General features: G+C 63.4%; 18 protein-coding genes. 8 read left to right on the top strand and 10 right to left on the bottom strand.

From position 1 onward, the window contains the following. Window positions 1-219: 219 nt before the first annotated feature. From BUS42_RS39955 to BUS42_RS39965, 3 genes are all read right to left on the bottom strand, one after another. Entirely contained in the window at window positions 220-1,242 is a 1,023-nt protein-coding gene (locus BUS42_RS39955; RefSeq protein ID WP_074317194.1) for a hypothetical protein, read from the bottom strand. Window positions 1,243-1,306: 64 nt separating this feature from the next. Beyond that, window positions 1,307-3,202 (bottom strand): hypothetical protein, encoded by a 1,896-nt coding sequence (locus BUS42_RS39960; protein WP_074317197.1) that lies wholly within the window; start codon window positions 3,200-3,202, stop codon window positions 1,307-1,309. Between the two features lie 55 nt (window positions 3,203-3,257). Further along, entirely contained in the window at window positions 3,258-4,244 is a 987-nt protein-coding gene (locus BUS42_RS39965; RefSeq protein ID WP_143206692.1) for an AAA family ATPase, read from the bottom strand. Between the two features lie 218 nt (window positions 4,245-4,462). Between BUS42_RS39965 and BUS42_RS39970 the strand changes: the two genes are divergently transcribed. Beyond that, the gene (locus BUS42_RS39970) at window positions 4,463-5,236 is read left to right on the top strand and encodes a DUF502 domain-containing protein (protein WP_074317199.1); all 774 of its coding nucleotides are present in this window, start codon (window positions 4,463-4,465) and stop codon (window positions 5,234-5,236) included. 361 nt (window positions 5,237-5,597) lie between these two features. On the opposite strand, the gene groL is transcribed toward BUS42_RS39970, so the two are convergent. The 4 genes from groL to BUS42_RS39990 form a co-directional block, all read right to left on the bottom strand. After that, complete coding sequence (gene groL / locus BUS42_RS39975) at window positions 5,598-7,226, bottom strand: chaperonin GroEL (RefSeq protein WP_074317201.1); 1,629 nt, start codon at window positions 7,224-7,226, stop codon at window positions 5,598-5,600. An 80-nt stretch (window positions 7,227-7,306) separates the two neighbouring features. Next, window positions 7,307-7,597 carry a co-chaperone GroES gene (groES, locus tag BUS42_RS39980; RefSeq protein ID WP_074317203.1) on the bottom strand — a complete coding sequence of 97 codons (291 nt, stop codon included), beginning with the start codon at window positions 7,595-7,597 and terminating at the stop codon, window positions 7,307-7,309. A gap of 283 nt (window positions 7,598-7,880) precedes the next feature. Then, window positions 7,881-8,906: a membrane dipeptidase gene (locus BUS42_RS39985; RefSeq protein ID WP_074317205.1), complete on the bottom strand. Its 1,026-nt coding sequence runs from the start codon at window positions 8,904-8,906 to the stop codon at window positions 7,881-7,883. A gap of 137 nt (window positions 8,907-9,043) precedes the next feature. Then, the gene (locus BUS42_RS39990; RefSeq protein WP_074317208.1) at window positions 9,044-10,576 is read right to left on the bottom strand and encodes a hypothetical protein; all 1,533 of its coding nucleotides are present in this window, start codon (window positions 10,574-10,576) and stop codon (window positions 9,044-9,046) included. A 241-nt stretch (window positions 10,577-10,817) separates the two neighbouring features. Between BUS42_RS39990 and BUS42_RS39995 the strand changes: the two genes are divergently transcribed. From BUS42_RS39995 to BUS42_RS40005, 3 genes are all read left to right on the top strand, one after another. Continuing rightward, window positions 10,818-11,678, top strand: a complete 861-nt coding sequence (locus tag BUS42_RS39995) for a tetratricopeptide repeat protein (protein ID WP_074317211.1) — start codon at window positions 10,818-10,820, stop codon at window positions 11,676-11,678. 234 nt (window positions 11,679-11,912) lie between these two features. Beyond that, window positions 11,913-13,055, top strand: coding sequence for a hypothetical protein (locus BUS42_RS40000; RefSeq protein ID WP_074317213.1), 1,143 nt, complete (start codon window positions 11,913-11,915; stop codon window positions 13,053-13,055). A 412-nt stretch (window positions 13,056-13,467) separates the two neighbouring features. Beyond that, a complete protein-coding gene (locus BUS42_RS40005; RefSeq protein ID WP_254054102.1) occupies window positions 13,468-14,769 on the top strand; it encodes a spinster family MFS transporter in 1,302 nt (433 codons plus the stop codon). Window positions 14,770-14,959: 190 nt separating this feature from the next. On the opposite strand, the gene BUS42_RS40010 is transcribed toward BUS42_RS40005, so the two are convergent. After that, entirely contained in the window at window positions 14,960-16,213 is a 1,254-nt protein-coding gene (locus BUS42_RS40010) for an IS630 family transposase (RefSeq protein ID WP_074317216.1), read from the bottom strand. A 1,043-nt stretch (window positions 16,214-17,256) separates the two neighbouring features. Further along, window positions 17,257-19,008 carry an IS1634 family transposase gene (locus tag BUS42_RS40015; protein WP_083670021.1) on the bottom strand — a complete coding sequence of 584 codons (1,752 nt, stop codon included), beginning with the start codon at window positions 19,006-19,008 and terminating at the stop codon, window positions 17,257-17,259. Window positions 19,009-19,450: 442 nt separating this feature from the next. Here BUS42_RS40015 and BUS42_RS40020 point away from each other — a divergent pair, with 442 nt between their 5' ends. From BUS42_RS40020 to BUS42_RS40035, 4 genes are all read left to right on the top strand, one after another. Beyond that, window positions 19,451-19,741: a hypothetical protein gene (locus BUS42_RS40020; protein ID WP_074317217.1), complete on the top strand. Its 291-nt coding sequence runs from the start codon at window positions 19,451-19,453 to the stop codon at window positions 19,739-19,741. A 211-nt stretch (window positions 19,742-19,952) separates the two neighbouring features. Next, window positions 19,953-20,312 (top strand): hypothetical protein, encoded by a 360-nt coding sequence (locus BUS42_RS40025; protein WP_074317219.1) that lies wholly within the window; start codon window positions 19,953-19,955, stop codon window positions 20,310-20,312. Next, the gene (locus tag BUS42_RS40030) at window positions 20,312-20,602 is read left to right on the top strand and encodes a hypothetical protein (RefSeq protein ID WP_074317221.1); all 291 of its coding nucleotides are present in this window, start codon (window positions 20,312-20,314) and stop codon (window positions 20,600-20,602) included. The genes BUS42_RS40025 and BUS42_RS40030 overlap by 1 nt, the downstream gene beginning before the upstream one ends. Before the next feature lie 375 nt (window positions 20,603-20,977). Then, on the top strand, window positions 20,978-22,996 hold the full coding sequence (locus BUS42_RS40035; protein ID WP_074317223.1) for a recombinase family protein: 2,019 nt from the start codon (window positions 20,978-20,980) through the stop codon (window positions 22,994-22,996). Between the two features lie 350 nt (window positions 22,997-23,346). Here BUS42_RS40035 and BUS42_RS40040 read toward each other — a convergent pair whose 3' ends face one another. Further along, window positions 23,347-24,396 carry an IS630 family transposase gene (locus BUS42_RS40040; protein ID WP_074311863.1) on the bottom strand — a complete coding sequence of 350 codons (1,050 nt, stop codon included), beginning with the start codon at window positions 24,394-24,396 and terminating at the stop codon, window positions 23,347-23,349. Between the last annotated feature and the right edge of the window lie 16 nt (window positions 24,397-24,412).

Raw genomic sequence — 24,412 nt, forward strand, 5'->3', positions numbered from 1 at the left:
CCAATCGGCCAATCGGCCAATCGGCCTGGTGGACGATGCCCAATGGGAATATGCGGCGGTGTTAACCTTGGAGAGACGGCTTCAGACCGCCGTCCCTCGAGGTGGTGGGTGGCAGGTTGAAGTCTGTCCTTCGAGAAAAGGCGTGGTGGGCCGTGCCCACCCTACAAGAAAGCATACGTCCTAGGTGATTGGTGATTGCCATTCCTGGGGGAGGAACAATCAGGACGACTTATCGGCTGCCGCGGGGACGCTGCCGGGGACTTCACCGAAGCTGTCGAGGCTCTTGCGAAGCGCGGGGGCGAGGGCGTCGAACCGTTTGGATTCGAGGGTGTATTTCACCTCGTAGTCGAACCGGCCGCCACGGAATCGGCGTTCGAGAATCGTCATCGAGAACGGGCCGCGCTGGGTGCGAACCACGGTCTCCAGCGCGTCGAGCTTCCCCTGCTTGACGACTTCGCACGAGAGGACTTCGCAATTGGGCTCGACCTTGCGGAGTTGATCGGGCACTTCCTTGACCAGCGTCTGGAGATCCAGAGCGCCGTGCGGCTGCGCCACGACGAGGGCGTTGTCGGACCAGATCCCCGTGGCCGGCCCATTGGCGAAGAAGAGGGCCACTTCGCTGGGGGCGAGTACCGGCCGCCAGGCTTCAGGCAGGTCGATTGCAAACTTGAACTCACGCTGAACCCAGCGGTTGGTCGCTTTTTCGAGCAGGTCGGCCCCGGTGTTGGGCGCGGAGAGCTCGATCGAGGCGACCAAGGCATCGAAAAGCGGCCGGGCGGTCGCGTAGGTGGCGTCGTCCACGTTGAGCGTAAACGTATACATTTGCCGATTCGCCAAGATCCGCACGCTGAGCTCGCGCCAGAGGCCCCCCGAGCGCGGCCGGAACTCCCAGATGGTCTCGAGCCGGTCCCGCTTCGGGTCCTTGTCTTTGACGACTTCGTTGCGCGCGAGCTTGCGGCCGGCCGGTCCCGCGCGTTTGGCGTTGCCGTCGATCCGGGTCCGGTACTCGTCGAGGTTCTCGGGGGCCAGGCCGAGCTCGCAGGCCACCACGCCCGGGCGCTCGGGATCGTCCTGGCGGATCAAGGCGACAAAGACGCGGTCTTCCTCCTCGCGAGCGGCGATCGGCCAATCCTTGGGGATCAGTGCCTTGACGCCGTACTTGGGCGCCTCGAAGGCGACCGTCGCCGTTCCTGGTTGGTCGGCCAAGGCCAGCAGCGCGAGCAGCGGGATCAACGTCGTCATCTCGGCGGTCCTCGCAGTCCGGGTCAGTGGTCGGTGGGATGCGGCCGATCGATCGATCCATCCATCAGGAATCGCGGATGAAGTCGGCCGCGAATGAGCGGACGGTCTTACCGTTGAGCACGTGGAACCGGCGGAGTTGCTCGATGAGCTGGCCGCCGAACCGGTGGAGCGGGAGCGGGACGATCTTGCGACCGTAACGCCGGGCCAGCCGTCGCCAGGAGGCCAGCGGCGGCCGCTCGCTCACGACCGCGACGTGGCGTTCCTTGCTATGCAGGAAGGCCCCGGCAAGGAGGCGTTCCTCGAGCGTGTCGGCGAAGTTGAGCCGCGGGTCGTCCCAGATGTCGACGATCGGGCGCGGAGGGAACAGGAAGAAAGCACCGCCGTACTCGGCCTGGGCGATCCCGGGGCCGATCATGTTCTTCATGTGGTCGGTGGCGTAGAACGCCAGCGTCGATTCCGCGGAGTGCTCGGCGTACCAGGTGGCGCGATTGGTGTAGATCTGTGGATCGGCCGGCACGTCGAACAGGAAGACGACCACCTCGATCGTCCCCCGGCTCGGCGGGATCACCTTGACATAGAGGTCGCCGGTGTGCCAGTTCCTGAGGGTCTCGCGGATGTCGATCCCGTCCATCACGCTCGAGGTGAACTTCTCCGACCGGGCGAGGTCGGCCCCGAGGATGGCCCGGGCCTGGTCGCGGACGTGGCGGTGGAAGCTCTCGATCCGATCGTCTTCCGGGGGCCACGAGCACATCCCAAACGGGTTCCAGCGCTGCTTCCACGCTTGTCGGTCGCGTTCAGGCGGGCGCGGGCGTAACTCGCAGGACCGCCAGCTCAGGGCTTGCCCCGACAGCCGACTGACCATCCGCGCGGTGCCCCAGCCCGGCACGTCCGCCTGGTCGACTCCCATCCGCAACAACCCGCCGGTCTCGGACGACGAGCCGGACTCCGATCGCGTCACCTTGGCGTTCGCGGTCATGTAGGGATATTCACGTGCCGTCTCGGCCAGCGCCAGGGCGAAATCATCGCCGGCCGTCTGCTTCGCCGCGATGATCAGCGAGTAGAGGTCGGGGGTCAGCCGACGCTCGATCAGCGAGAGGTTGCGCACGTAACGGAAGAAAATCGAGAGCAACTGGGGCGTCACCCGTTGCGCCACCTTGGGCAACTGCACCTTCAAGCGGTCGCGGGCCTGGAGCACCATCTCCTTGACGCCATCGACCGAGAGATTATCGTCGGGCTCGAGCTCGCGACGGCCCCGCTCATAGAGACCAGTCAGGAACGGCAACTCGCCGAGCAGAAAAATCAAGGTCGCCGGGTCGGCGGCGAAGGTCTGGACCGGCGAGAAGAAGGGGTCGGGCTCCGGCGTCTCGAGGCCGCGTACGTAGGCATCCCGAATCCAGGGCCAGTCCAGCAGGGACGTGACGAACAGGATCGAGCGATGCCTCGCTTCCAAAGCGCGAAGCTCGCTGGCCATCCAGGCGATCCGGTCGGCGTGCTGGCCGGGGGAGGGGGGTGGGATCGCGGGCAACATGGCCGCCGCGAAGCCCTCGGGGCTAACCCGTTTCAGGGCGTACGGGTCGGGGAAGACCCCGGTCTTCGCCTCGAAACGAGGCGTCTCCATGTCGATGAACGCCCGCGCGATGCGCTCGCCGATCGCCACCCGAAGCGCGGCGATCACCCCTTGGCAGGGGTCGATCGGCACATAGCTAAATCCCTGAGTGGCGTCGTCGGGATCGGCGTCGAGTTGCGCCACGACCGAGATGGCGGGGAGCCGCTCGATGGCCTCCTCGACGTCATCCTGAAACGAAGGGGGCAGCGGCACCGCCACGCAGTCGTAGTGGCGATTGAGCAACTCCTCGCGGACCCGGATGGCGAAGTCGCCCGAGCCGTGGATGATCGGCAGCACGCGCACGCGCGGGCCGATCCGCAGGAAGTCTTCGGACGTGGGTCTGGGTGGCGTCATGGTCGGCGAGCTGGCTCAAAATTCCAGAGGGTGAGCAGGCCCACCCCGCATCGAATCAAAAATCCTCGTCTTCGTCCTCTTCCTCGTCATCCTCGTCATCATCATCCGCATCGGGGTGGAGCGGATCCTCGGGACCGAAGAAGAGGTCGCCAAGGCCCATCGGCGCGTGCTGGCCCCCCATCGCGCGGCGCTTGCGGCGGGCGAGGTCCTCGAGGTCGGCGGCTTCCTCTCCCAGAACGCAAACGAGGGCCTCGCGCCAGGCTTCGTCCCGGCCGAGGGGGTGCGTGGGGTCCTGGGCCATCCGCTTCAGGGCGTAGCGGAGCAGGTTGATGCCGTCGCGCGGTGAGAAGTCGAGCTTGAGGGCGTGCGCCTGCTGGAGGAACTCGACGGTCAGGGCGAGCAGTTCGACCTGGGCGAACGGCAGGTGATACTTGAGGATCTCCATCTCATCGTCACGATTCGGGAAGCCCAAGCTCAGGGTCGGCTGGAGCCGCGAGAGGATGTAGTCGGGGACCTCGTAGGTGGACTCATCCTCGTTCATCGTGACGCAGGCCCGAAAGTCGGGGTGGGCGGGAATCATCACCCCGGCCACGACGCTCTCGACGTAGCGGCGGTGATCGAGCAGGGGCGCCAGGCTCGCCCACGACTTCTCGTTCATCCGGTTCCCCTCGTCGAGCACGCAGACACCACCGGTCAGCATGGCCGAGACCAAGGGGGACGCGTGGTAGGCGATCTTGCCGCTCTCGGCAAGGACCGGAGTGATCAGGAGGTCCTCGGGCCGGGTGTCGGCCGTGCACTGGTTGATGTAGAGCGGTTGCTGGCGGCGCTGGGCGGCGGCCATCGCCAGTGTCGTCTTGCCGATCCCAGGGGGGCCGAGCAAGCGCGGCGAGAGGGGTCGGTCGCGCGGATCGACCACCAGCCAGCAAGCCAGCAGTTGGTGGAGGATCGCGTCCTGGCCAATCCAGCCCTGCTCGGTGGTGTCGGGATTGCTCAGGTGGAGCGTCACGCCCCCGATCTCGACCGTTTTCGTCTGATCAGACATCACATCTCGGTCCGGTTTCCGTATTGGTCTCGAGGGCCCGGTTCGAGCCACAACGCGAGCGACCACCACGTTGGATCCAGTGTAACCATTCGAGGCCCACCGGGCGAGCGCCCGCCCAACGCGGTTGAGTTCGCGTGGCCCGATTGTCAAGCGAGGTCGGGGCGACTAACTTGTCACCATAGTCCGAGCAAATCGTCCTGATCCCGGAGCCGAGACTTATGCCCGTTCCCCCGCTGCCTGAAGCCAAGAACGACCACCTCAATGAGATTGGGGCAATGCAGGCGATGGTCAAGGCGATCCGGACGCGCGTCCTCACCGGCCTCATTCTGGCCCTACCGATTGCCCTGACCCTCTGGATCGTCTACTGGCTCTATTCGACGATCCAGGGGATTGTTCTGCTCCCAACGGGCAGGCTCACCGCCAAACTGTTTCAAAATGGCCCGCCGCCGTTCTGGTGGGAGAACGTGGTCGCCCCTTTTCTCGGGGTCGTCGTCGTCCTTTGCTTCCTCTATGTTCTGGGACTGCTCGTCCACTCGTCCTTGCTCCGCGCAGTCGATTGGGTTCTGCTCCGGGTACCGGTCGTCACCACGATCTACAAGGCGCTGACGAACGTGGCCCAGTCGCTGAGCAACCAGATGCAGAGCAGCCCGTCGAAGCGGGTGGTCCTGGTCGAGTTCCCCCACCCCGGGATGCGGGCCCTCGCGTTTGTGACGAACACGCTGACCGACCCGACCACCAACCAGACGATCCTCTGCGTCTGCGTCCTGACCGGGGTCATGCCTCCGGCCGGGTTTACCTTGCATGTTCCCGAAGAGTCGGTGACCAACCTCGACTGGTCGGTGAACCAGGCCTTGCAGGCGATCCTCTCGGGCGGGATGACCTCGCCGGGGGTCATTCATTTCTCCAACGGGCTCCACGTCGCCGCGACCGGTGGCCCACTCATCGACCCTCACGGAAATCCGATCGAGCCGGAGCACGCTGCTGAGAACTGAAGGCTCCGACGACGATTTCCAGCGGCTGGCCGCGATGGGAGATCTGTCTCCATTTTCGATTTCCAGGCGAGCGGGGAGTGTGAGCTCCCTTTCGTTGGGTCGACTCCATCGCGCTTCCCCTGACAGGGAGCGATAAGCTCCCCTCCCTGGGACCGCGGGCGACCCGCCCGCGGTCCCAGGAAGCTCCTGCCGGGGTGCAACAGGGAGCGGCTTCGCCGAGAGGGACAGGGAGCGATAAGCTCCCCGCTCACCGTTGAGGTGAGCGGGCTGGAATCAAACAAAAAAAGGGGAGCCGGACGAATCCGGCTCCCCTTTCTGCATTCGGTATTGTCGACCCTGCTTGGTGAAGCAGGGGTTCGGCTCAATACATGTCGTCGTAACCGCCGTGGCCGCCGCCGGCCGCGGGCTTCTTGTCTTCGGGGGCGTCGGCGATGAGGGCGTCGGAGGTCAGCAGCAGGATGCTGACGCTCGCGGCGTTCTGCAGGGCCGAGCGGGTGACCTTGGTCGGGTCGATGATGCCGGCCTTGACCAGGTCGGTGTACTCGTCCTTGAGGGCGTCGTAGCCAAAGTTGCCTTTGCCTTCGGCGACCTTGCTGACGACCACGCCACCGTCTTGCCCAGCGTTCTGAGCGATCTGGTGGATCGGAGCCGAGCAGGCGCGGACGATGATCTGGTAGCCGGTCTCTTCGTCGGGGTTGAGGCCGGTCGACTTGACCGTCTTGGCGGCGCGAAGCAGGGCGACTCCGCCACCGGGGAGGATCCCTTCTTCCAGGGCGGCGCGAGTGGCGTGGAGGGCGTCCTCAACGCGCGCCTTCTTCTCCTTCATCTCGCTCTCGGTCGCCGCGCCAACGTTGATCTTGGCGACGCCGCCGGCGAGCTTCGCCAGCCGCTCTTCGAGCTTCTCACGATCGTAGTCGCTCTTGGTCTCGGCGATCTCACGGCGGATCGCTTCGATCCGGCCCTTGATCGCGTCGCTCGTGCCCGAGCCTTCGATGATCGTCGTGTTGTCCTTGTCGACCTGGACCTTTTTGGCCTGGCCGAGGTCGGTCAACGCAACGTTCTCGAGCTCGAGGCCGAGGGCCTCGAAGATCGGCTTGCCACCGGTCAGGACGGCAATGTCTTCGAGCATCGCCTTGCGGCGATCACCGTAACCGGGGGCCTTCACGGCCGCGCACCGGAAGGTGCCACGAAGCTTGTTGATGACCAGGGTCGCCAACGCTTCGCCTTCGAGGTCTTCGGCGATGATCAAGAGGGGCTTGCCCGTCTGGGCGACCTTCTCGAGCACCGGGACGAGGTCCTTGACCGACGAGATCTTCTTCTCGTAGATCAGGACGTAGGCGTCTTCAAGGACCGCCTCCATCGTGGTCGGGTTGGTGACGAAGTAGGGGCTCAGGTAACCCCGATCGAACTGCATCCCCTCGACCCACTCGACCTCGGTCTTGAGCGACTTGCCCTCTTCGACCGTGATCACGCCGTCTTTGCCGACCTTCTCGGTCGCTTCGGCGATCATCTTGCCGACCTCGGTGTCGAAGTTCGACGCCACGGTGGCCACCTGCTCGGTTTCCTTGGTGCTGGAAACCTTGGTGCTCAGCTTGTGGAGTTCTTCAACGATGTCGGACACGGCCTTGTCCATCCCGCGCTTCATGAGCATCGGGTTGACGCCGGCGACAACGGCCCGGAGGCCTTCGTTGTAGATCGCTTCGGCCATCACGGTCGCGGTGGTGGTGCCGTCGCCGGCCACGTCAGAGGTCTTGCTGGCGACCTCCTTCACCATCTTCGCGCCCATGTCTTCATACTTGTCTTCCAGCTCGATCTCTTTGGCGACGGTGACGCCGTCCTTGGTGACCGTGGGCGAGCCGAACGACTTCTGAATGATGACGTTACGGCCGCGGGGGCCGAGGGTCACCTTGACCGCGCGGGCCAGCTTCGCCACACCGCGCTGCATCGCTTGCCGGGCGTCCTGATCGAACGCGATCATCTTGGCAGCCATGAATCAGTCACTCCCTCTCAGGATATTTCGATTGGATTGGGTCACAGGTCTAGGAGGTGGGTGCTTCCGCGGTCCGTCAGTCAGTCAATGACCGCCAGGATGTCGTCTTCACGCATCAGGAGAACCTTCTGGTCCCCTTCAATCTTGAACTCGTCCCCCGCGTAGGACGTGAACAGGACCTGATCGCCGACCTTGACCTGCAGCTCGCGGCGTTTGCCGTCCTTGGTGATCCGCCCATCTCCCACGGCGAGGACCTTCCCCTTCTGCGGCTTGTCCTTGGCGGTGTCGGGCAGCACGATCCCCCCGGCGGTCGTCCCCTTCGCTTCTTCTCGCTCGACCACCACGCGATCGCCCAACGGCTTGAGATTCATCGGTCCGGTCTCCTTGCAGTGCAACCTAAAGCCTCGGGCAACCCCGAGAACCCTCGCAACCGACACATCCGCCCACTAAAGCAGGCGAATGCAGGCGCTAGATGACATGCCCGGGAGTATGCAAGCGACGTGCCTTCAGAAAAATCGATTCTCAACTCATTGATGACCAATGAGTTAGGACGTCCGCCCCAGGATTCGACTCGCCGCTTGGTCTGCCGATCGAGACACCCTGGCCACGGCTGGCTGCCATTTAGGCAGGGACCTCGGTGAGGCGGGCACGGGTTCAGTCCCTCGGCGTTGCGCTCACGACCCGGGTCAGCAGGCCCCACGCGTTCCCCTGGATCAGCGCGGTGGCGGTGTCCGCGTCGAACGAGGCGGTGAGCCAGGCGACGATCTCGGCGACAGTCCCCAGCCTCGGCAGGGTCTGGTCCACCCCGAGGAAGTCGGTGCCGATGGCGATTCCGTCAGGGCCGGGTCGGCCCTGGAACGGGATCGACGCGGTGGTCTCGATCACCGCCTTGATCTGGTCGGCCGCGGTGAAGAAAGGGGGACTGACGCTGATCCCGACCACTCCCCCCAACGCCCGGAGCCGGGTCAGATTCTCGAGGGTGATGGCTCGAGGACTGTCATAGGCCGCGTGCCACAACGTGCCGTGGCTGTAGACCGGGAGCAACCGCGCGGCGCGTTCCGGGTCGGCCTCGAACCAGGCGAGCACCTCGGAGGCCGCCCTCGGGTTGAGATGGGCCAGGTCGAACACCGGGCGGGGGCCGCTCGGCGCGGCGGCCAGGTCGGCGAGGGTCTGAAGAAAGGTGCGTCCGAGGTCGGTGAGCCCGCGCTCGTCGCCGGGGGCCGACGACCCGGCCAGCACGCTGGTCGCCGTGTAGACCGGCTGAAACAGCCGGACCCCGCGTTCGAACAGGCGAGGCAGGCGGCCGAGATCCTCCGGGCCGCGCACCAAGGCATCGAAGCCCTCGATGCCGATCAGGCCCCAGCAGAGGCCCTCCGGATCATCGAGGCAGCGGGCCAGATCCTCGGGGCCGATCAACAGCCGGCCCGGAAATTCCGCCTCGATCCGCGTGAGCAAGGCGTCAAGAGCCCCCCAGGGATCGGTCTGGCTCGCCCAGTCCTCGGCCTTGCGGTAACAGGAGAGGATCGCAACCCAGGTCCCTTGCAAGTACCCCTCGGACTGACCCAGGCGACCGAGCACGCCCGGGTAGAGCGCGGGGTCGAAGACGGTCGTCTCCTGCGCGTACTGCAAGATCCAGTCGGTATGGAGGTCGATCAGGCGCGGAGGGGTCTTCGATTTCATCGTCTTTCCTGATCGGAGCGGAGCGGGCGAAACGGGCAACGGGCGTCACGTCGTTCTCAATCAGATCGAACGGTGGGGCACTTGGTCAACTCCGAAGGAATCCTCAGAGGCTACCCTCGTGCCCAGTTCCGATCGGCTTACTGCGCCGCGCTCGACGGATTCACGAACGTCTCGAGCGGCACGCGTTCGAGGAATTGCTTGACGACACTCCGAAGCCCGTCCCAGCGGACGACGTCGCGCGTCACCTTGGTCTCGTTCCGGCCGACCCAGGCGACCGGCGGGGCGTCCGCGAGCAGCGGGTTGCCGAGCCGGCCGGGCCAGACGGCGCCCACACGGTGCGACGGGAGGGTCCCCCAGAACGCGCGGACCGTGGTTCCGGCCGACCGAGCGGGATCGTCCTTCGCGGAGAGGCTGGCCGCGAGCGCGGGCTTGCCCCACCCGAACAGAAGGGTCGACCCGCGCTGGGCTAGCACGATCGGCTGATCGAGCACCATGCCGAGGAGTTGCCCCTCCTCGTCGCGCGGCGCGAGCTTCGATCCCGTGGCGACCGACACCACGCGCGGAACGAATTGCGTGGCGAGCCGCTCGGCGATCTGAGCGTCGGCGACGTGGACGGCCAGGACGATCGCGGCGACGTCCCCGTTCGGACCGGACGTGGCAAAGGCGGTGACCCCCCGAACCTGGGGAAAGAGGTCGACCTCGGGCTTCACCCCGGTGCCGAAGGAGAGCAAGTTCAGCCGCGTCCGCAACGGCGCGACCGACTCGTTCCCCGGCGCGGCGCGTTCGACGCGATCGGCCCAGGCAAACCGCGCATCCCAGGCTTGCGGACTCGAGTCAATCGAGAAGACGCTGGCCGCCATCACCTCCGAGGCCGGAATCCAGTCGAGCCAACTGGGCTCGATGATCGAGTTGCCGAGTGGAATCGTCAGTTCCCCCGTCATCGCGACTTCAACCGCCTCCCCCTCGATCCCGGCTCTTCCCTCCAGGCTTCGCCAACCGCTTGCCCGGATCGCTTCGAGGATCCGACGCCCCGTGGCCGACCCCGCCAACGGGAGCGCCTCGGGGTTGAAGTTGACAACCCAGCCGGATGCCGTCTCGGAGGGTTCGGCGTCCCGGATGACATTGACGGCAGCCAAGGCCGACGGGAGGTCGGCCCGCGAGCCCGCGATCGCCACTTTGCCCGGAATCCGCAGGGCAAGGGGGGCACCCGGCCGGCCGAGACGGTCGACCCGCATGTCAAGATAAGGAGAATCGGGACCGCCGTCGGTCAGGGTCATCGCGGTGGTCAGTGCGGCCAGGGCCCCGTCGTCCTTGGGGGCGACGACATACCAGCGGAGGTGTCCGGCTTCCGGGTCGAGCCCCAGGCCAATCTGCGCGCCGTCAAATCGGCGAAACTCGCGGATCATCCCCGGATTGAGCGCGGCGATCGCGGCCTCGCTCGCCTTGGCGAACCCTTGAAAGTCGCGTGTCGCCCGTTTCCAGGCCGCCAGCGCCGCGGCGGGGTGGGGGACGCGCGCCCCTTTGAAGAGCGCGAGCAGCCGTTGGAGCTCTCGGTCGGGATGCACCAGCCGGATCGTCAGGACCTCGGTCGGCTCGGCCGCCTGCGTCAAACTCGCGCCGACGCTGAGACTGGCGCTCATGATGAGAATGACTATTGCCTTGTAGGCCATCACCGCTCCTGGGTGGCGAACGCGGGTTCGCCTTGGTTTTTTACGAGATGGGGCCGGCGCGATCAGGATGGCATCGACCGCCCTTTTTTTTCCCTTCACGACCACCATCCTGCAATCGGCGTCCGTCGCTCCCGCCGCGGTCGGGCGCGCGACGCCGGTGACTTGATCCCAGAATTCCGGACAGCGTTCAAGACCGCTTCACACTTATTCCCCGCCGCTCTGACTTGGTAGACTGGGATTCATGAGCACAAACACGCCTTACGTCATCGACACCACTCCCGAGACCTTCGAGAAGGACGTGATCGAGCGTTCCTCGGAACAGCCGGTGGTGGTCGACTTCTGGGCCGAGTGGTGCGCCCCTTGCCGCACGCTCGGACCGATCCTCGAGCGGCTGGCGGCGGAATACGACGGGAAGTTCCTCCTGGTGAAAGCCAACACCGAGGAATTGACCCAGGTCGCCTCCGCCTTCGGCGTCCGCTCGATCCCCGCCGTCTTCGGCCTGGTGGATGGCCGGGTGCGAGACTCGTTTGTGGGGGTCTTGTCCGAATCCGCGATCCGAGCGTTCCTCGACCGCCTGATGCCGACGCCGGCGGAAGCCGCGATCAAAGAGGCGAAAGCGCTGGAGTCGACCGATAGCCAGGCCGCAGAGGCCAAGTATCGCACGGCCCTCGAAGCGCTCCCCAACGACCCGGTGATCAAGATCGGGCTGGCTCGGACGTTGCTTGCCCAAGCTCGTCTGGACGAGGGGCGAGCGCTGATCGCCGACCTTGAGCGCCGGGGATTCCTCGAGCCGGAAGCCGAGAAAGTCAAGGCCGAGCTCACCCTCCGCGGTCAAGGCCAGGCGACGGGTGGGGTCGAGGCAGCCCGCGCCGCGGTGGAGGCCAACTCCAAGGATCTCGCCCTCAAGCTCGCGCTGGCGGAAGCGCTTGCCGCCGACGGTCAATATGAAGCGGCGCTCGACCTCTGCCTCGAGTTGGTCGAGCGCGACCGCAAGGGAGTCGGGGAACCGGCCCGAAAGACCATGCTCGCGGTGTTCCAACTCCTCGGGTCTGCGGAGATCGTGGGCGACTATCAGCGGAAATTGGCCACCGTCCTCTTCTGATCTGACCCGCCGCGTACGCGTCGGCAACCGGCGGATTGCTCTTGAGCCAAAATCCATCCTTTGCTAAGGTTCGTTTCGCCCGGTCCCCTGACCTGCGCAACCGGTCAACTCAAAGGATGGGAATCGCCCGATTGGCGTGCCATCCGCCTCGATCGACGTCGCTCGAACGGATCCGACTCGACTAAACTTGACTTGAACTTGCCCCGACGCCAGCCCGGCAAGGAGGCCACTGGCATGGACCGCCGCTCGGCCATGTTCCTGACGCTTCTGGGAGGCCTCGTCCCCCGGGGCCTACTTGCGCAATCCCCCAAGCGACGCACCTCGCCCGCTTCGACCAAGGGCCGCGGCACGGCCCTGGAACCGGCTCCGCTGAGGCGGTCGCGCACCGATGATCAACTCGACACCGATCCGGCGGAGGAGGAGGTTCCTCCCAACCTGCCCGCCGAACCGGGCCAACAGTGGCGAAATTATGATATCTCCCACTACACCAGCTTGGCCCACAATCAAAACAGCCCTCAAAACGCCATCATCGAATGGATCTTCCGGCGGACGACCCAGGCGGAGTGGCACGGCGACAAGATCGCCGTTCTGAGCGCCAGTCGAACCCAGGTGCGCGCCTACAACAACGCCAATGTCCTCAAGAAGGTCGATGAGGTCATCGAGCGGTTCACCAACGCCGAGCACGACATCCTCTCGATCCGGGTGCGGTTCGTCGCGGCCGTCGACAGCCGCTGGCGGTATGCGGTCTACTCACGGCTGACCCCCGTCGGCAGCGGCCCTCAAGGGCAGCAAGTCTGGACCCTGAAGTCAGAGGATTCCGCTTTCGCCCTGACCCAGATGCAGGTCTACCAGGGATTCAAGCTCCTCACCGACCAAAAGGTCGACCTGGTGAACGGTCAGACTCTGGTGGTCAAGACTTCCGAGTCGCGCGGCTATACCGGCGGACTCCAGCGTGAGAGCGCAGCGGGGCTCGGCTATCAGCCGCGCACCGAGCAACTCGAGGAAGGGGTCACGCTCAAGCTCAGCCCACTACTCACCTACGATGGGGACACGCTCGACGCCGCCATCGAGCTCACGGCCAATACGGTCAAGAACTTCCATCGCACCCGGGTCATCGCCCCGCGCGAGGTCGGACCGAGCGAGCTCACCATTGACGTCCCCGAGGTCACCGAGTCCCGCCTGAATCAGACGGTCAAAAGCTGGCCCCTGAAGCAAACCTTGCTGATCTCGGCGGGGATCCAGCCGGGCATCCTCCAATCGAAGAGCGGCCTGTTCAACCTCCGAATTCCCGGCACCGTGCCAACCGGCACCGAGTTGCTCGTCTTCCTCGATGCCGAGGCCCAGGGACGCCCGGCCTCCGCCCGCGACCGTGAATAATCCAGGCTCCCGCTCGACGCTCGCTTCCTTGCCGATCACCCGCCCCCCTCAAGGCTCGGGTTCGCCTCGGCAAGGGGGCGACGAACTGTTAACCTTTTCTTGCTTCTGAACCAACTCGTGCCCCGCTCCTCGCCGTCACTCATTGCTTTGCCTCGGAACTGAGGGAAATTCCGTCCCCTTTGGCTTCCGGGTCCTCGAAGCAAGAACCGGCATTCGCTCCGGGGGCATCCGGTCTCGCCACTCGGTGATGATGCGGGTATAACCAACGTGTCACCCATGAGCCCGTCCCTTGAGAGGCCCCCGCGTCATCATGCAGTCTCCCATGTCTGGCCCGGCGGTGGCTTCCGATCAGCACTCTGGCATCGTTCCAACCCAGACGGGAGCGAGATTCGCCCTCTGGGTGCTGTTCAGCATGAACCTGCTGAACTACATCGACCGCTACTCGTTCTTCGCGGTCGGCACCCACGTCAAAGACGCGTTGGAGATCAACGACTTCCGGCTCGGGTTGCTCAACTCATCGTTCATGATCGTCTATACGATCGCCTCCCCCCTGGTCGGCTGGTTTGGCGACCGGTATAGCCGTCGGATCATGCTCGCACTCGGAGTCGGGCTCTGGAGCGTGGCGACGGTCGGGACCGCCTTCTCGCAATCTTATCAGCAGATGTTCTTTTGGCGTTCTCTCCTCGGCGTCGGTGAGGCGACCTACGGGGTCATTGCCCCCGCGCTGCTGGCCGACCTGTTCCCGCCGAAGGAGCGAGGGCGGGTGATGGGCCTGTACTTCCTGGCCTTACCGCTCGGCGGCGCGCTCGGGTATGGAATCGGCGGCTGGGTGGCCGATGCCTGGCACTGGCGGGCCGCGTTCTGGGTGGTTGGTCTACCAGGGCTGCTGGTGGCACTTCTCGGCCTGGTGATTCGCGATCCCGGGCGTGGTGCCTCGGAAGGGAAGACGCACGCCGGGAAAGCCGACCGCCCGAAAATTCGCGACTACCTCGCTCTGTTCCGGAACCGGACGTTCCTCTGGAACACGGCCGGGATGGCGGCCGTCACGTTTGCCAGCGGGGGCTACGCCGCCTGGGGTTCGACGTTCTACCAGACGGTCCGAGGGATGTCCGCCAAGTCGGCCGGGCTCTGGATCGGCGGTCTGACCGCAATCGCCGGGCTGCTCGGGATCGCGTGCGGAACCTGGTTCGCCGACTTCCTGTTCAAGTTCACCCGCCGCGCCTACCTGCTGATGGCCACCTTCGCCGTCCTGATCGCGACGCCATTCGCCTTGATGGGGATCCTCGACCCCGAGTTAACCACCTCGCTCAGCCTCCTGTTCGTCGCGATGGTGATGTTGGCCTCGGTGCTCGGCCCATGCAATGCGGTCACCGCCAACGTCGTCCCCTCGAACCAGCGGGCCGCGGGATATGCGCTGAGCATTTTCTTGATCCACCTCCTGGGCGACATCAGCTCCCCGATCCTCATCGGCACCGTCTCCGACATGTTCGGTAACCCGAGCGTTGCCTCCTCGGCTCTCGGCGAACTGTTCGCGAGCCTCGGCGCCAAGCCGGTCCGCGAGAGCAACCTGATCGTCGGAATGCTTTCCGTCGTCCCGGTCATGATCCTCGGCAGCCTCTTCTTCTACTTCGGCTCGCGTCATCTCCCCGAAGACCAGGCGCGGGCCCAACAATTCTCCTCCGACGATTCGGCGGACCTGATCCTCGGCCACTGACCGCTCCCGCGCAGTGCAAACGCCTCCCTGACCGCCTCACTGGCTTCGCTCGCCGGCAAGGCGAGCGGGGAGCCTCAATTCTCTGTCTGGGAGAATCGGACTTCGACATCCTCATTTGACTAGACCGACTTTTCGTTTTTGAAGGCTAATGAAGAGGCCAACATCCCGGGGCCTCCCATCTTCTCTGTTTTTACGCCGCTGACTTCATCAGCGGACGACCCGTGTAGGTCCAGCGAAACGGCTTCGCGAATACCTTGTTGAAATAGGTAAGGAAGTTCAACAGCTTTGATTGCAGATCATTCACCGACGTGAACGAACCGCGACGAATCACCTTTCGCATGATCACTCCGAAGATCACCTCGATCTGGTTCAGCCACGAGCTGTGCTTCGGAAGATATACAAATCGAATCCGATGACTTGTGTCCGACAAGAACGCTTGCCGGCTCGCCACCGACTTCAGCACCCCACGTTTACCTTTTTTGCCCAATTCCAGGGGGATTTCACACGCCACGGCAATCTGATTCACCAGGCTTTCCGTGCAATGAATGTTCAAGTTGTCCGCTATAAATACCCACGATCCCTCCGGGTCCAGAGTCAACGTCTGCTCGATGTGACGGACGAAGTCCGCCTCGGTTCGCGTCGGGCCAATCGTTTGAGTGAGCATCTTTCCGGTCGTTACTTCGAAGTTGCCGATCAGGCATAACGTCCCGTGTCGGATATACTCAAACTCGATCCGTTCGCACTTCTCTGCGATCATCCCCTTGGTGGGAGCGATCCGCTCCAGCGCCTGGAGACCGGTCATCTCATCAATGCAAACGGTGTGGGTCGCATCGTTCCGCTCCCGCTCCGACGCCATGAGGTACGTGACACAGACCGTCTTGACTTGCTCCTCAAAACGTTGAGGATCCTTCTCCGTGGTGTTGAGCCAATACCGGCTCTTGTGGGGCTGCAAGGCGGCCTCATCCAGGTAACGGCTCACCTGGGACGATGAGATCGATACCACAATGCCGCGTTTGACGACCTCATCGGCCAGTTCCCGAGCGGTCCAGTGGGTGATCGGTCGGCCCGACTTCTCAGGCGGCTCACAAGCGATCGCCAAGATCTGGGTGACCTGCTCTGGGGTGAACTTGCTGGGGGCGCCGGGGCGTGGTTCGTCGGTGAGGACGGCTTCAATCGCATGGCGCAGTTTGGCGCGAGTCTCGCAGCATTCGATGTTGATCAGTTTCTCCCAAGCGTTGGCCCAGCGTCGTCGCCAGCGTCCGACCTGGCGGTGGACCAGACCGACCGCCTCGGCGATCTCTTGATTGCGAAGGCCGTCGAAGCCCATCAGGATGATCGAGGCGCGTTGCCGGAGTCGCGAGGGTGCCGTGGTGGCACGGGACAAAGTCCGAAGGATTTCCTGCTGGCACTCGGTAATGGTGATCTTGGCCGCCTGGCCCGGCATGACGTGTGAACTCCTGGTGGCTGGTAAGTTAGTCCATCCAGGTAATTTTGGGGTGTTCGTCAACCCCTTGGGCTATCGAATACGAAAAGTCGGTCTAGGCGCAAACGCGTCGCGAATCAAAGCAAGGCCATGCATTGCAATGACTGGATTGCAATGCATGGCCTTGCTTTACGTCGAACGCATCGCGGGACGAGTGATACCAACGTGTGACGTCAGGGCCGACGAGATGGGTGCGAGCAATCGTCATTGCTGGGTCTCCTGGGTGAATCTAAAAAATCTATTATATTTGCCCACAATTATCCATCTTTCAGTAAACGTCATTATTCATCAAAAATCGCAGCATGGCCCGGGGTAAAAGCTCCGCGGCAGTTGGCGGGTCAATCGGGTGCCCCGTCATTCGATCGGGCCGCGCCATGTTTTCCGGCCGTCACACCACGAACGTCGGTCCGTCATGTTTTATGCCGTCCCATTCAGGCAGTTAGGAGCATCGCATGCCAGACCTCGACCCCACGGAAATCACCGAGCAGATGCGCACGTTCCACGCACAGGACGTGGCCGAGCAGGATGCGTGGAAGCTACATAGCCCGATGTGGCGGACGATCTCGGCGAGATTCTACAACTTGCACAGCATCGACCTGCGCAAGCACGTTAAATCGATCATCAAGGTAAACCCGACGATCAACGCCGGCTTCGACTTCGTGGCGGTCGATGCCGAGAAATGGGCCGACGCGCTGCAGCACGGGGGGTTTCAGCCGGACTCGCGTGAGCGGATCCTGGGCATCCTGCCGTCGGTGGGCAGCATCGCGGCGTTGGCGACGCATGGGCAGGGGTATCGGGAGAACTCGGAGCCGAGCCTGCATTGCGCGGTTGCCAAGGATTACTGCAACGTTCACCTCGACAATGTCGGCATCCGCCTGGGCAGCTACAACGCCAATGCGCCGCAGCACGTCGCCGACGAGCTAATTTGGCAGGACAAGATCCTTCCAGCCTACGTTCCGCACATCTCTGGTTCATTATCTCCGAATTTCCGGCGGCCTGCAATTTCAGCGATCGTAGGCCGTCGCCATGCCAAGCAGGTTCAGAATCTGGCGTTGCAACTTGGAGAGCTCGGTCGTGAATTCCACTGGCGCTTGCCCCTCCACGATCAGCTGATGACGCTGCACCTCCTCGAACAAATCAATCACCCGACGTGCCGTCGGGCGATGGCACGCTCGACCTTCCGGGTACAGAGGCACACTCTTCACACCATCGCGTTTCATCGCCGCACGCAGTTCCCGCTCCAGCAGCGCCTCGGTCAACAGGGCCAAGAAATAGACGCAAAGCAGCGACTGGATCCGCCCCACGTTCTGCAGGTACACGGGAGCCACTTCGAAGTCTGTCTTGAGTTGCGAAAACCGCTTCTCGATTACCGGCTGACGCTTGTATGCTAATAGCAATTCTTCCTCAGTAAGCAATAACTCGTTGGTGATTAGGGGAAAGACACCGTCGACGCACATTTCCGCCGCGAGAGCAACATGGTCGATGCGGTAAGTCAATGCGATGCGAACGGTCTCCTCTTTCACGTAGCGCGTCTTGTCGTTGGGACGGCCACGCCCCTCCTGACGGTAAGTTTCCTCCCGTTTTTCCACGACTTCGACTGTGATCCACCGGGCCAAGTCCCGCGGCTCCAGGATGGCCGCGACCGCCTCCTTGACCTTTCCGAGTTGGCGATAGCGGCTACGCGGCGAGCTGAGTTTTAACCGCAGTTCCGACAACGCCAGCAACGCACGCTCCACTTGCTGATGACGTGATGATGCGTCGACTTCCGCTTTCCGTGTGCTGTGACACCAGATCAGACGGTAGCCCTCGGCACTGAGGGTCGCCTGGTCGGCCACGCTGTAGCGTTCCAGGAGAACTCCCTTCTCATCCCGCTTCTCATGGATCGGCTTCCAGGTCACCTGGTCCTGGTACAACAACGCGCGGAATTCGCCATCTTCGGAGCGGGTACGAGGCAGGATGCTCAGGAATCGGCCGCCGTGCTGGTGCAGGTAAGCCATGTTCTCGGCGGTGGCGAGCTTGCAGTCGGCCACATAGAGAAAGTCCCGTCGCCCGGTCAACTGGCACAGCAGGTCCCAGGTGGCACGATGAGTGCGGTCGTCGGTGGTATTCCCGCTTTCGACGCGGAAGTGAACCGGTACGCCGCCATCGCGAGTGACGGTCAGGACGTAGAGCAGTTGTTTGAGGTCAGGGCGATGATCCTTGTTGTGCCCCCAGGTAATGGCCTGGGTCTTCTGGCCCCGCATCAGGTCCTCTTGGGCCGCCTCGCGATAGTCGCCGTGGAAGGTGATTGTGGTCGAGTCGTTATGGAGTTCGTCCAATGCGACGTTGAACTCCGCCACGGCATGGGTGGCGACGGCCAGGGTGAACGAGGGGACATTGGCGTCGAAGAGTCGGTCGAGACAACGTCCGACGCGGTCGTCGTTCCAGTGGGGCAGTTGGGCCGGGGTCAGAGCGAACCACTCGGCGGGGTGGCGACTCGCCCATTGGCCGACGCCATACATGGGTTCACGGGAGACGAGAAGGTTCTTGAGCAAGAGAAGGAGGCCGGTGGAGGTGGCGATCTTTTGGCGGGCATCCTCGGGGGGAAGGTATTGGCGGAGGAAGTCATCCAGTCGAAGTCGGCGGATGATCCGATCGAGGATGGGAAGGGCGCCGAGCCGGAAGGACTTGAGGGACTGACCGCCGGTGTGGGCCGCCTCGCCGGGACTGAGATCGGGAGCGGGATTCGACTGGCGCGGTCGTTTTTGTTCTGGCATGGACCATGGCCTCGAGAGGGATCAAATCGTCCTCGACATGCCCGCGATTGGCGACAGGCGTCGGGTTGTGATTCCCGTCGGCATGATTGTCCGAGAGTCGAGCGGGTCAAGGTGGAAAATTTTGTTGACTTGCAGAAATAATTACGCCTTGACGTAAGTCTAGGCCCGCAAGACTTACGTCAAAAGCGAATCCTCAAGTTTGACTCCGAAAGGAGGCAGGGAACGGTTGGGACATTGCCTTGCATGGGAAACAAGCGAAGAATCGATGGGGAACGATCACGATGGGTTGGCGGGACGAGGAGGCGTGATGTGAGCAAGTCAGTGGCGGAGATCATGGAAGGAGCGGGTCGCGGGAGCCAATACATCAGCGTATGCCAGAAATAGCAGGAGGTGAAAATTCCGAGAAATTGCAGGCGAGATGTGCGGAACGTATGTTCCAGCGATGCTAAAGATCGGCATTTCGCCGCACTTCGTCGACCTCCTGCGCCGCGCTCACCCAGTCGTTCCGAACCTCCGGCAGGTGACGGCGGTGACAAAGGAATGGCAACCGCGCGTAGGGGTCGAGCTCGACATCGCCCGCGTGCGCAGCGAGGACGCGTCGAAGCAACTGCGGGTCTACCTCGACTTCTCGCACGCGTGCAGCAACTCGACGTGCAAGCTACTCAACAATATGCAGGGCAAGACCTACAACGACGATCGCTTCATGTTCACGATCGAGGTGACGGGGCTGTGAACATCGATTGCCCAGGTCACAGCGGCGTGGGTTTGGGTATGAATTAAGCAAGTGGCCGTGGTGGCTCCCCGTCCCACACGAGCCGCCAGAGCCGAAGTGAGCGGTTCAAGCCTCGCCCACTTACCCTACGGACTGATGAATTTGCCCCACCACAGGCTCTGATTGACCAGAAGGCTGGCCAGCGGGCCGATGACGATCCAAGCAAAACCCAGTGCCCGCCCCCACCGGTCCACTCAGCTCCGCTCATGGCGCCAACGGCCAGTGGACCGAAAAACAGAAAAGCAATGACATTCCTCTGGAATACGGCCGGGATGGCGGCCGTCACGTTTGCCAGCGGGGCTACGCCGCCTGGGGTTCGACGTTCTACCAGACGGTCCGAGGGATGTCCGCCAAGTCGGCCGGGCTCTGGATCGGCGGCTTGACCGCGATCGCCGGCCTGCTCGGGATCGCGTGCGGAACCTGGTTCGCCGACTTCCTGCTCAAGTTCACCCGCCGCGCCTACCTGCTGATGCGAGCAAGAGAAGAGGACATGCATTGCGATCCTGAGATCGCAATGCATGTCCTTAGCTGATGTTCGGAGGATACCGCCTGCGCGGCCACGCTCCCCGACTCGGCGGCCTTGAGCGTCTCGACACGCCCCTGTTCCTCAACGTCTTCGACCCGCTGCTGGATCGAGGTGTGCTCACCCGCCTCCGGCACCGCCATGAGGCCCGCCGCGACCGGGTTCTGGTCGATGTACGCGCAGGTCGCCAGCAACGCCTCTTCATCGAGGATCGCCACGCTCTTGTACCGGCCCTCGAAGAACGGCCCGACACAATACCCCCAAAATCGCAGATTGCCGATCAGGGGCTGATGCGGTAGTTGTCTCACTTACGGCGTTACAAAGGCTCGCCGCGTGGCGACGGCAACGTCAGCAGGGTGTCGAATACGGAACAGAGTCATGTTTATCAAACATTCTGTCGGTGCCCCCCCCGCGCAAAGCGTCGGCCAAACAGGTCGAACTGACACGCCTGTGGACGGTGATGCCGGAGCAGGTGCAGCGGAAGACGCTCCGCTGCCTGGCGAGAATCGTCGTCGGTCACCTCGCGCGAAGGGAGGTGCACGATGAGCGCCGTTGAACGGTCCCCAGTCACGTCCCGCAAGGCTCGCAGTCCTGTCTTGGCCTCGACCACGGCCGTCCCATGGGGGTCATCCAAGACGAGGCCGTGCCACTTTCAACACAAGGCAAATGTCTACATGCGTCAGTCAAATCCCCTCCAGATGGTCGAAAACGGCGAGTCGCTCGCGCGGCAATACGCGCTGCGGGACCGGGCTGTGGACCTGGGCTGGCCGGCGTCGAACGTCGTGGTGATTGACCAAGACCTCGGGCTCAGCGGCCGCGGTTCGGAAGACCGCCACGGGTTCCAGCGGTTGTTGGCCGATGTGGCGCAGGACCGCGTGGGGCTGGTTCTGGCCCTGGAGATGAGCCGCCTGGCGCGGAACAGCCGGGACTGGCATAATCTCTTCGATCTCTGTGCTGTTCGCGACGTGTTGCTGGTCGACGAAGACGGCATCTATGACCCCAGTGACATTAACGATCGCTTGATTCTTGGAATGAAAGGTGTTATGAGTGAGATGGAACTCCATGTGATGAAGTTGAGGCTGGAACGGGGCCGGCGAAACAAGGCGGAGCGCGGCGAGCTGTTTCATTCCGTGCCGTGGGGCTACGTGCTCTTGCCGGACGGCGCCGTCACGCTCGATCCCGACGAGCAAGTCCGTGCCGCGGTCCAACGGCTCTTCGATGCGTTCCTGGAGTTGGGGACCGCTTACGCCGTGGTGCGGGACCTGCGGCGGCACGACGTGAAACTGCCAAAGCGCGACAGCGCCGGCCAACTTGCGTGGCGCACGGCCACGGTGACGATCGTGAGCACGGCGCTGCATCATCCGCTCTACGCCGGTGCGTACTCATGGGGACGGCGCCAGACGCAGACCCACGTCGATCCCACGGGTCGGATGACCCAGGGCCGCCACCACTGCCCGTCCGAGGAATGGACCGTTCTGTTGCACGACCGCGTCGCGGCTTACATCACCTGGGAGCAGTATCTGGCGAACCAATCGCTGATGCTCGAAAACCAGCGCCGGCCGATAACGAAGGGAACGCCTGGCGGCGGCTCGGCGCTGTTGGCCGGCTTGCTCTTCTGTGGGCGCTGCGGCCGCAAGATGCTGGTCGAATATCGAACGATCCGTCAAGGTCGCTACTCCTGCACGCGACGGCGATTCGCGGCGACTGACGAAGTCTATGGCGGTCTCCCTGCGCGGGGCCTCGACGAACTCGTCACCCAGCAGCTTCTGCAAGCGCTATCGCCGGCAGCGATCGAGCTCAGCTTGTGCGCCATCGAGCACGCCAGCGAGCAACGCCGGCAGCACGGGACGCAACTGCGGCAGAACCTGGAACGTGCCACCTACGAGGTAGAGCGTGCCGAGCGTCAATACCAGGCGATCGAGCCAGAGAATCGGCTCGTGGCCCGCACCCTGGAAGCGAACTGGGAAGCGGCCCTCAAGCACCAGAGCGCGGCCCAGGATGCTTGCGATCGGTTGGAGCACGAGGAGTTGATCAAGTTAGGGGCTGTGGAGCGGTGCGTGCTGGAAGCGTTGAGTCATGATATCCCCATGCTCTGGCACGCGCCGGAAACGACTGCAGGCGAGCGGAAGGAGATGTTGCGCTGCCTGATCGAGCGGGTTGAGGTCACCAGGCGTAGCACGGGGCAGCAGACAGCAGTGGCGATCCGATGGGCGGGAGGCTTTGAGAGCCGGCACGAGCTATGCCGCGCAGTGTTTGCATATGAGCAACTCGACAATTACGAGGAATTGCTGGCTCGCCTTGGTGCGCGGCGCGGGGCCGGTTGGCGGGCGCCGCGGATCGCCGAGCAGCTCAATGCGGAAGGCTTCCGGACGCCGAAACAACGAGGAGCGTTCACGGCCGACGTGGTCCGCTCACTGTTTCCGCGTCTGGCGGGGCAGGCGGAAGGCGAAAACGCGTCGGGCCCACAACCGCCGCGATGGTCGGCGGACGCGCTGGCAGAGCGGCTGGGAATCCGGGTGAAGAAGTTGAAAGATTGGGTACGATGCGGATGGGTGCAGGCGCTTGAGCGGCCGTTTGACGGCGTGTGGATTCTTCACGCTGACGAACGGGAACTGAAACGACTCGAATGCAGGGTCGCGTTGAGTCGCAAGGGCCGGCACTATCCTGCTGACCTCGATGGAGAGCCCGTTTGAAGGCTGGAACTATTATCAGCATTCTTAAATACTGTGACTACTCAATTCGGCCGATAGTTGTTTTGCCGAGGCGCATCTCTGTGCCAGCCCGAGGCACTGGTGCCTTTCAATTCGTCAAACAAGGAGAATGGAGGTAGTATGAGCGACCCTTCAAGAACGCCCCGCGCGCCCCTTCCTCGCGATTGACCAGGCGCGTCAGCGGTTCCTTGAGGGGGTGTCGTTCGCGTCCCCCCCCCCCCCCCCGGGGCCGGTGCAAGATCTATTATTCTACGGCCTCGCACAGCGGCGCATTTCAGACAAGCATCCGCATCAGCAGAGCCTAAATAGCTCCTCTCAACAGGGAAAGTAATTCAAGCGGCCTGCTGATAGACGGAGCGGCCCTCGACCTTGAATGGGTTGCGACTGCCGAGCCAGGTGAAGGTCAGTTCCAACAACTCCTCCATGGACTTGCACTGATGGTTGCGGGTGATCTGGTCATGCAGATTCCACCACACCCGCTCGATCGGATTACAATCGGGGCTGTAGGCCGGCAGGAAGTGCAGGTCGATCCGCTCGCGGTGCTCGTACAAATACACCGCCACATCGTTGCTGGCGTGGCACTTCGCGTTGTCGCAGATGATGTGAATCTTGCGGTAGCGCCTCAGGCAACTCCGAAGATCATCCAGGTGCTTCAAGAACAACGCCGTGTCCCTCCCTTGCTTCGGGGCGCCCTCGGTCAGAAACACCTGCCCCGTCCGCCAGTGGATCGAACCGCTCAGATAGCGTTTCTCGTTGTTGCCGGGTGTCTCGACCTTCGCCTGGTGGCCCTTGACCATCCACATCGAGCCGATCTTGGGATTCGTGTTGATATCGACCTCATCCTGGAAGACCACCGTCTCGTCCTCAGGCAATCCGGCGATTAACTCGCGGAGCTTTTCCAGCTTGGTTTCCCGCTCCGCGTCGGTCGGCCCGACCGTGGGACGCGGGCGACGATAGACCAGTCCCCCCTGATGCAGCCAACGACGAACGGTCTCGCGAGAGACCTCCAGGTCAAATTCTCGAAGCATCAGCAGTACCACGATCTCGCAGCACCAGCGGCTGCGGAGGAAGCCGAAGTCGCGGGGCTTCTGGGATTTGACCCAGTCCACGACGACGGCGACCCACTCGGCGGCGAAGCGAAAGGGGCGGCCTGGTTTATGCCCGCTCAGACCCTCCACCCCTTCGGCGTGAAACCGCTTAACCCAGCGGTCGATAGTCCGCGAACTACAGAACAAGAGCGTGGCGACGGTGGCCCAGGTGTGCCCATCGTCCAGGAGCAAGAGGAGATGCGATCGGAAGCGGACCTCGGGGTCGTGGTCCTTGCGATATCGATCGAGCAACGCCCGGCGCTGCCCGTCGTCGAGGGTAACGCTGTGTGCCATGGGTGTGAATCTCGGG

It is taken from the genome of Singulisphaera sp. GP187, from assembly GCF_900129635.1.
Classification (GTDB): domain Bacteria; phylum Planctomycetota; class Planctomycetia; order Isosphaerales; family Isosphaeraceae; genus Singulisphaera.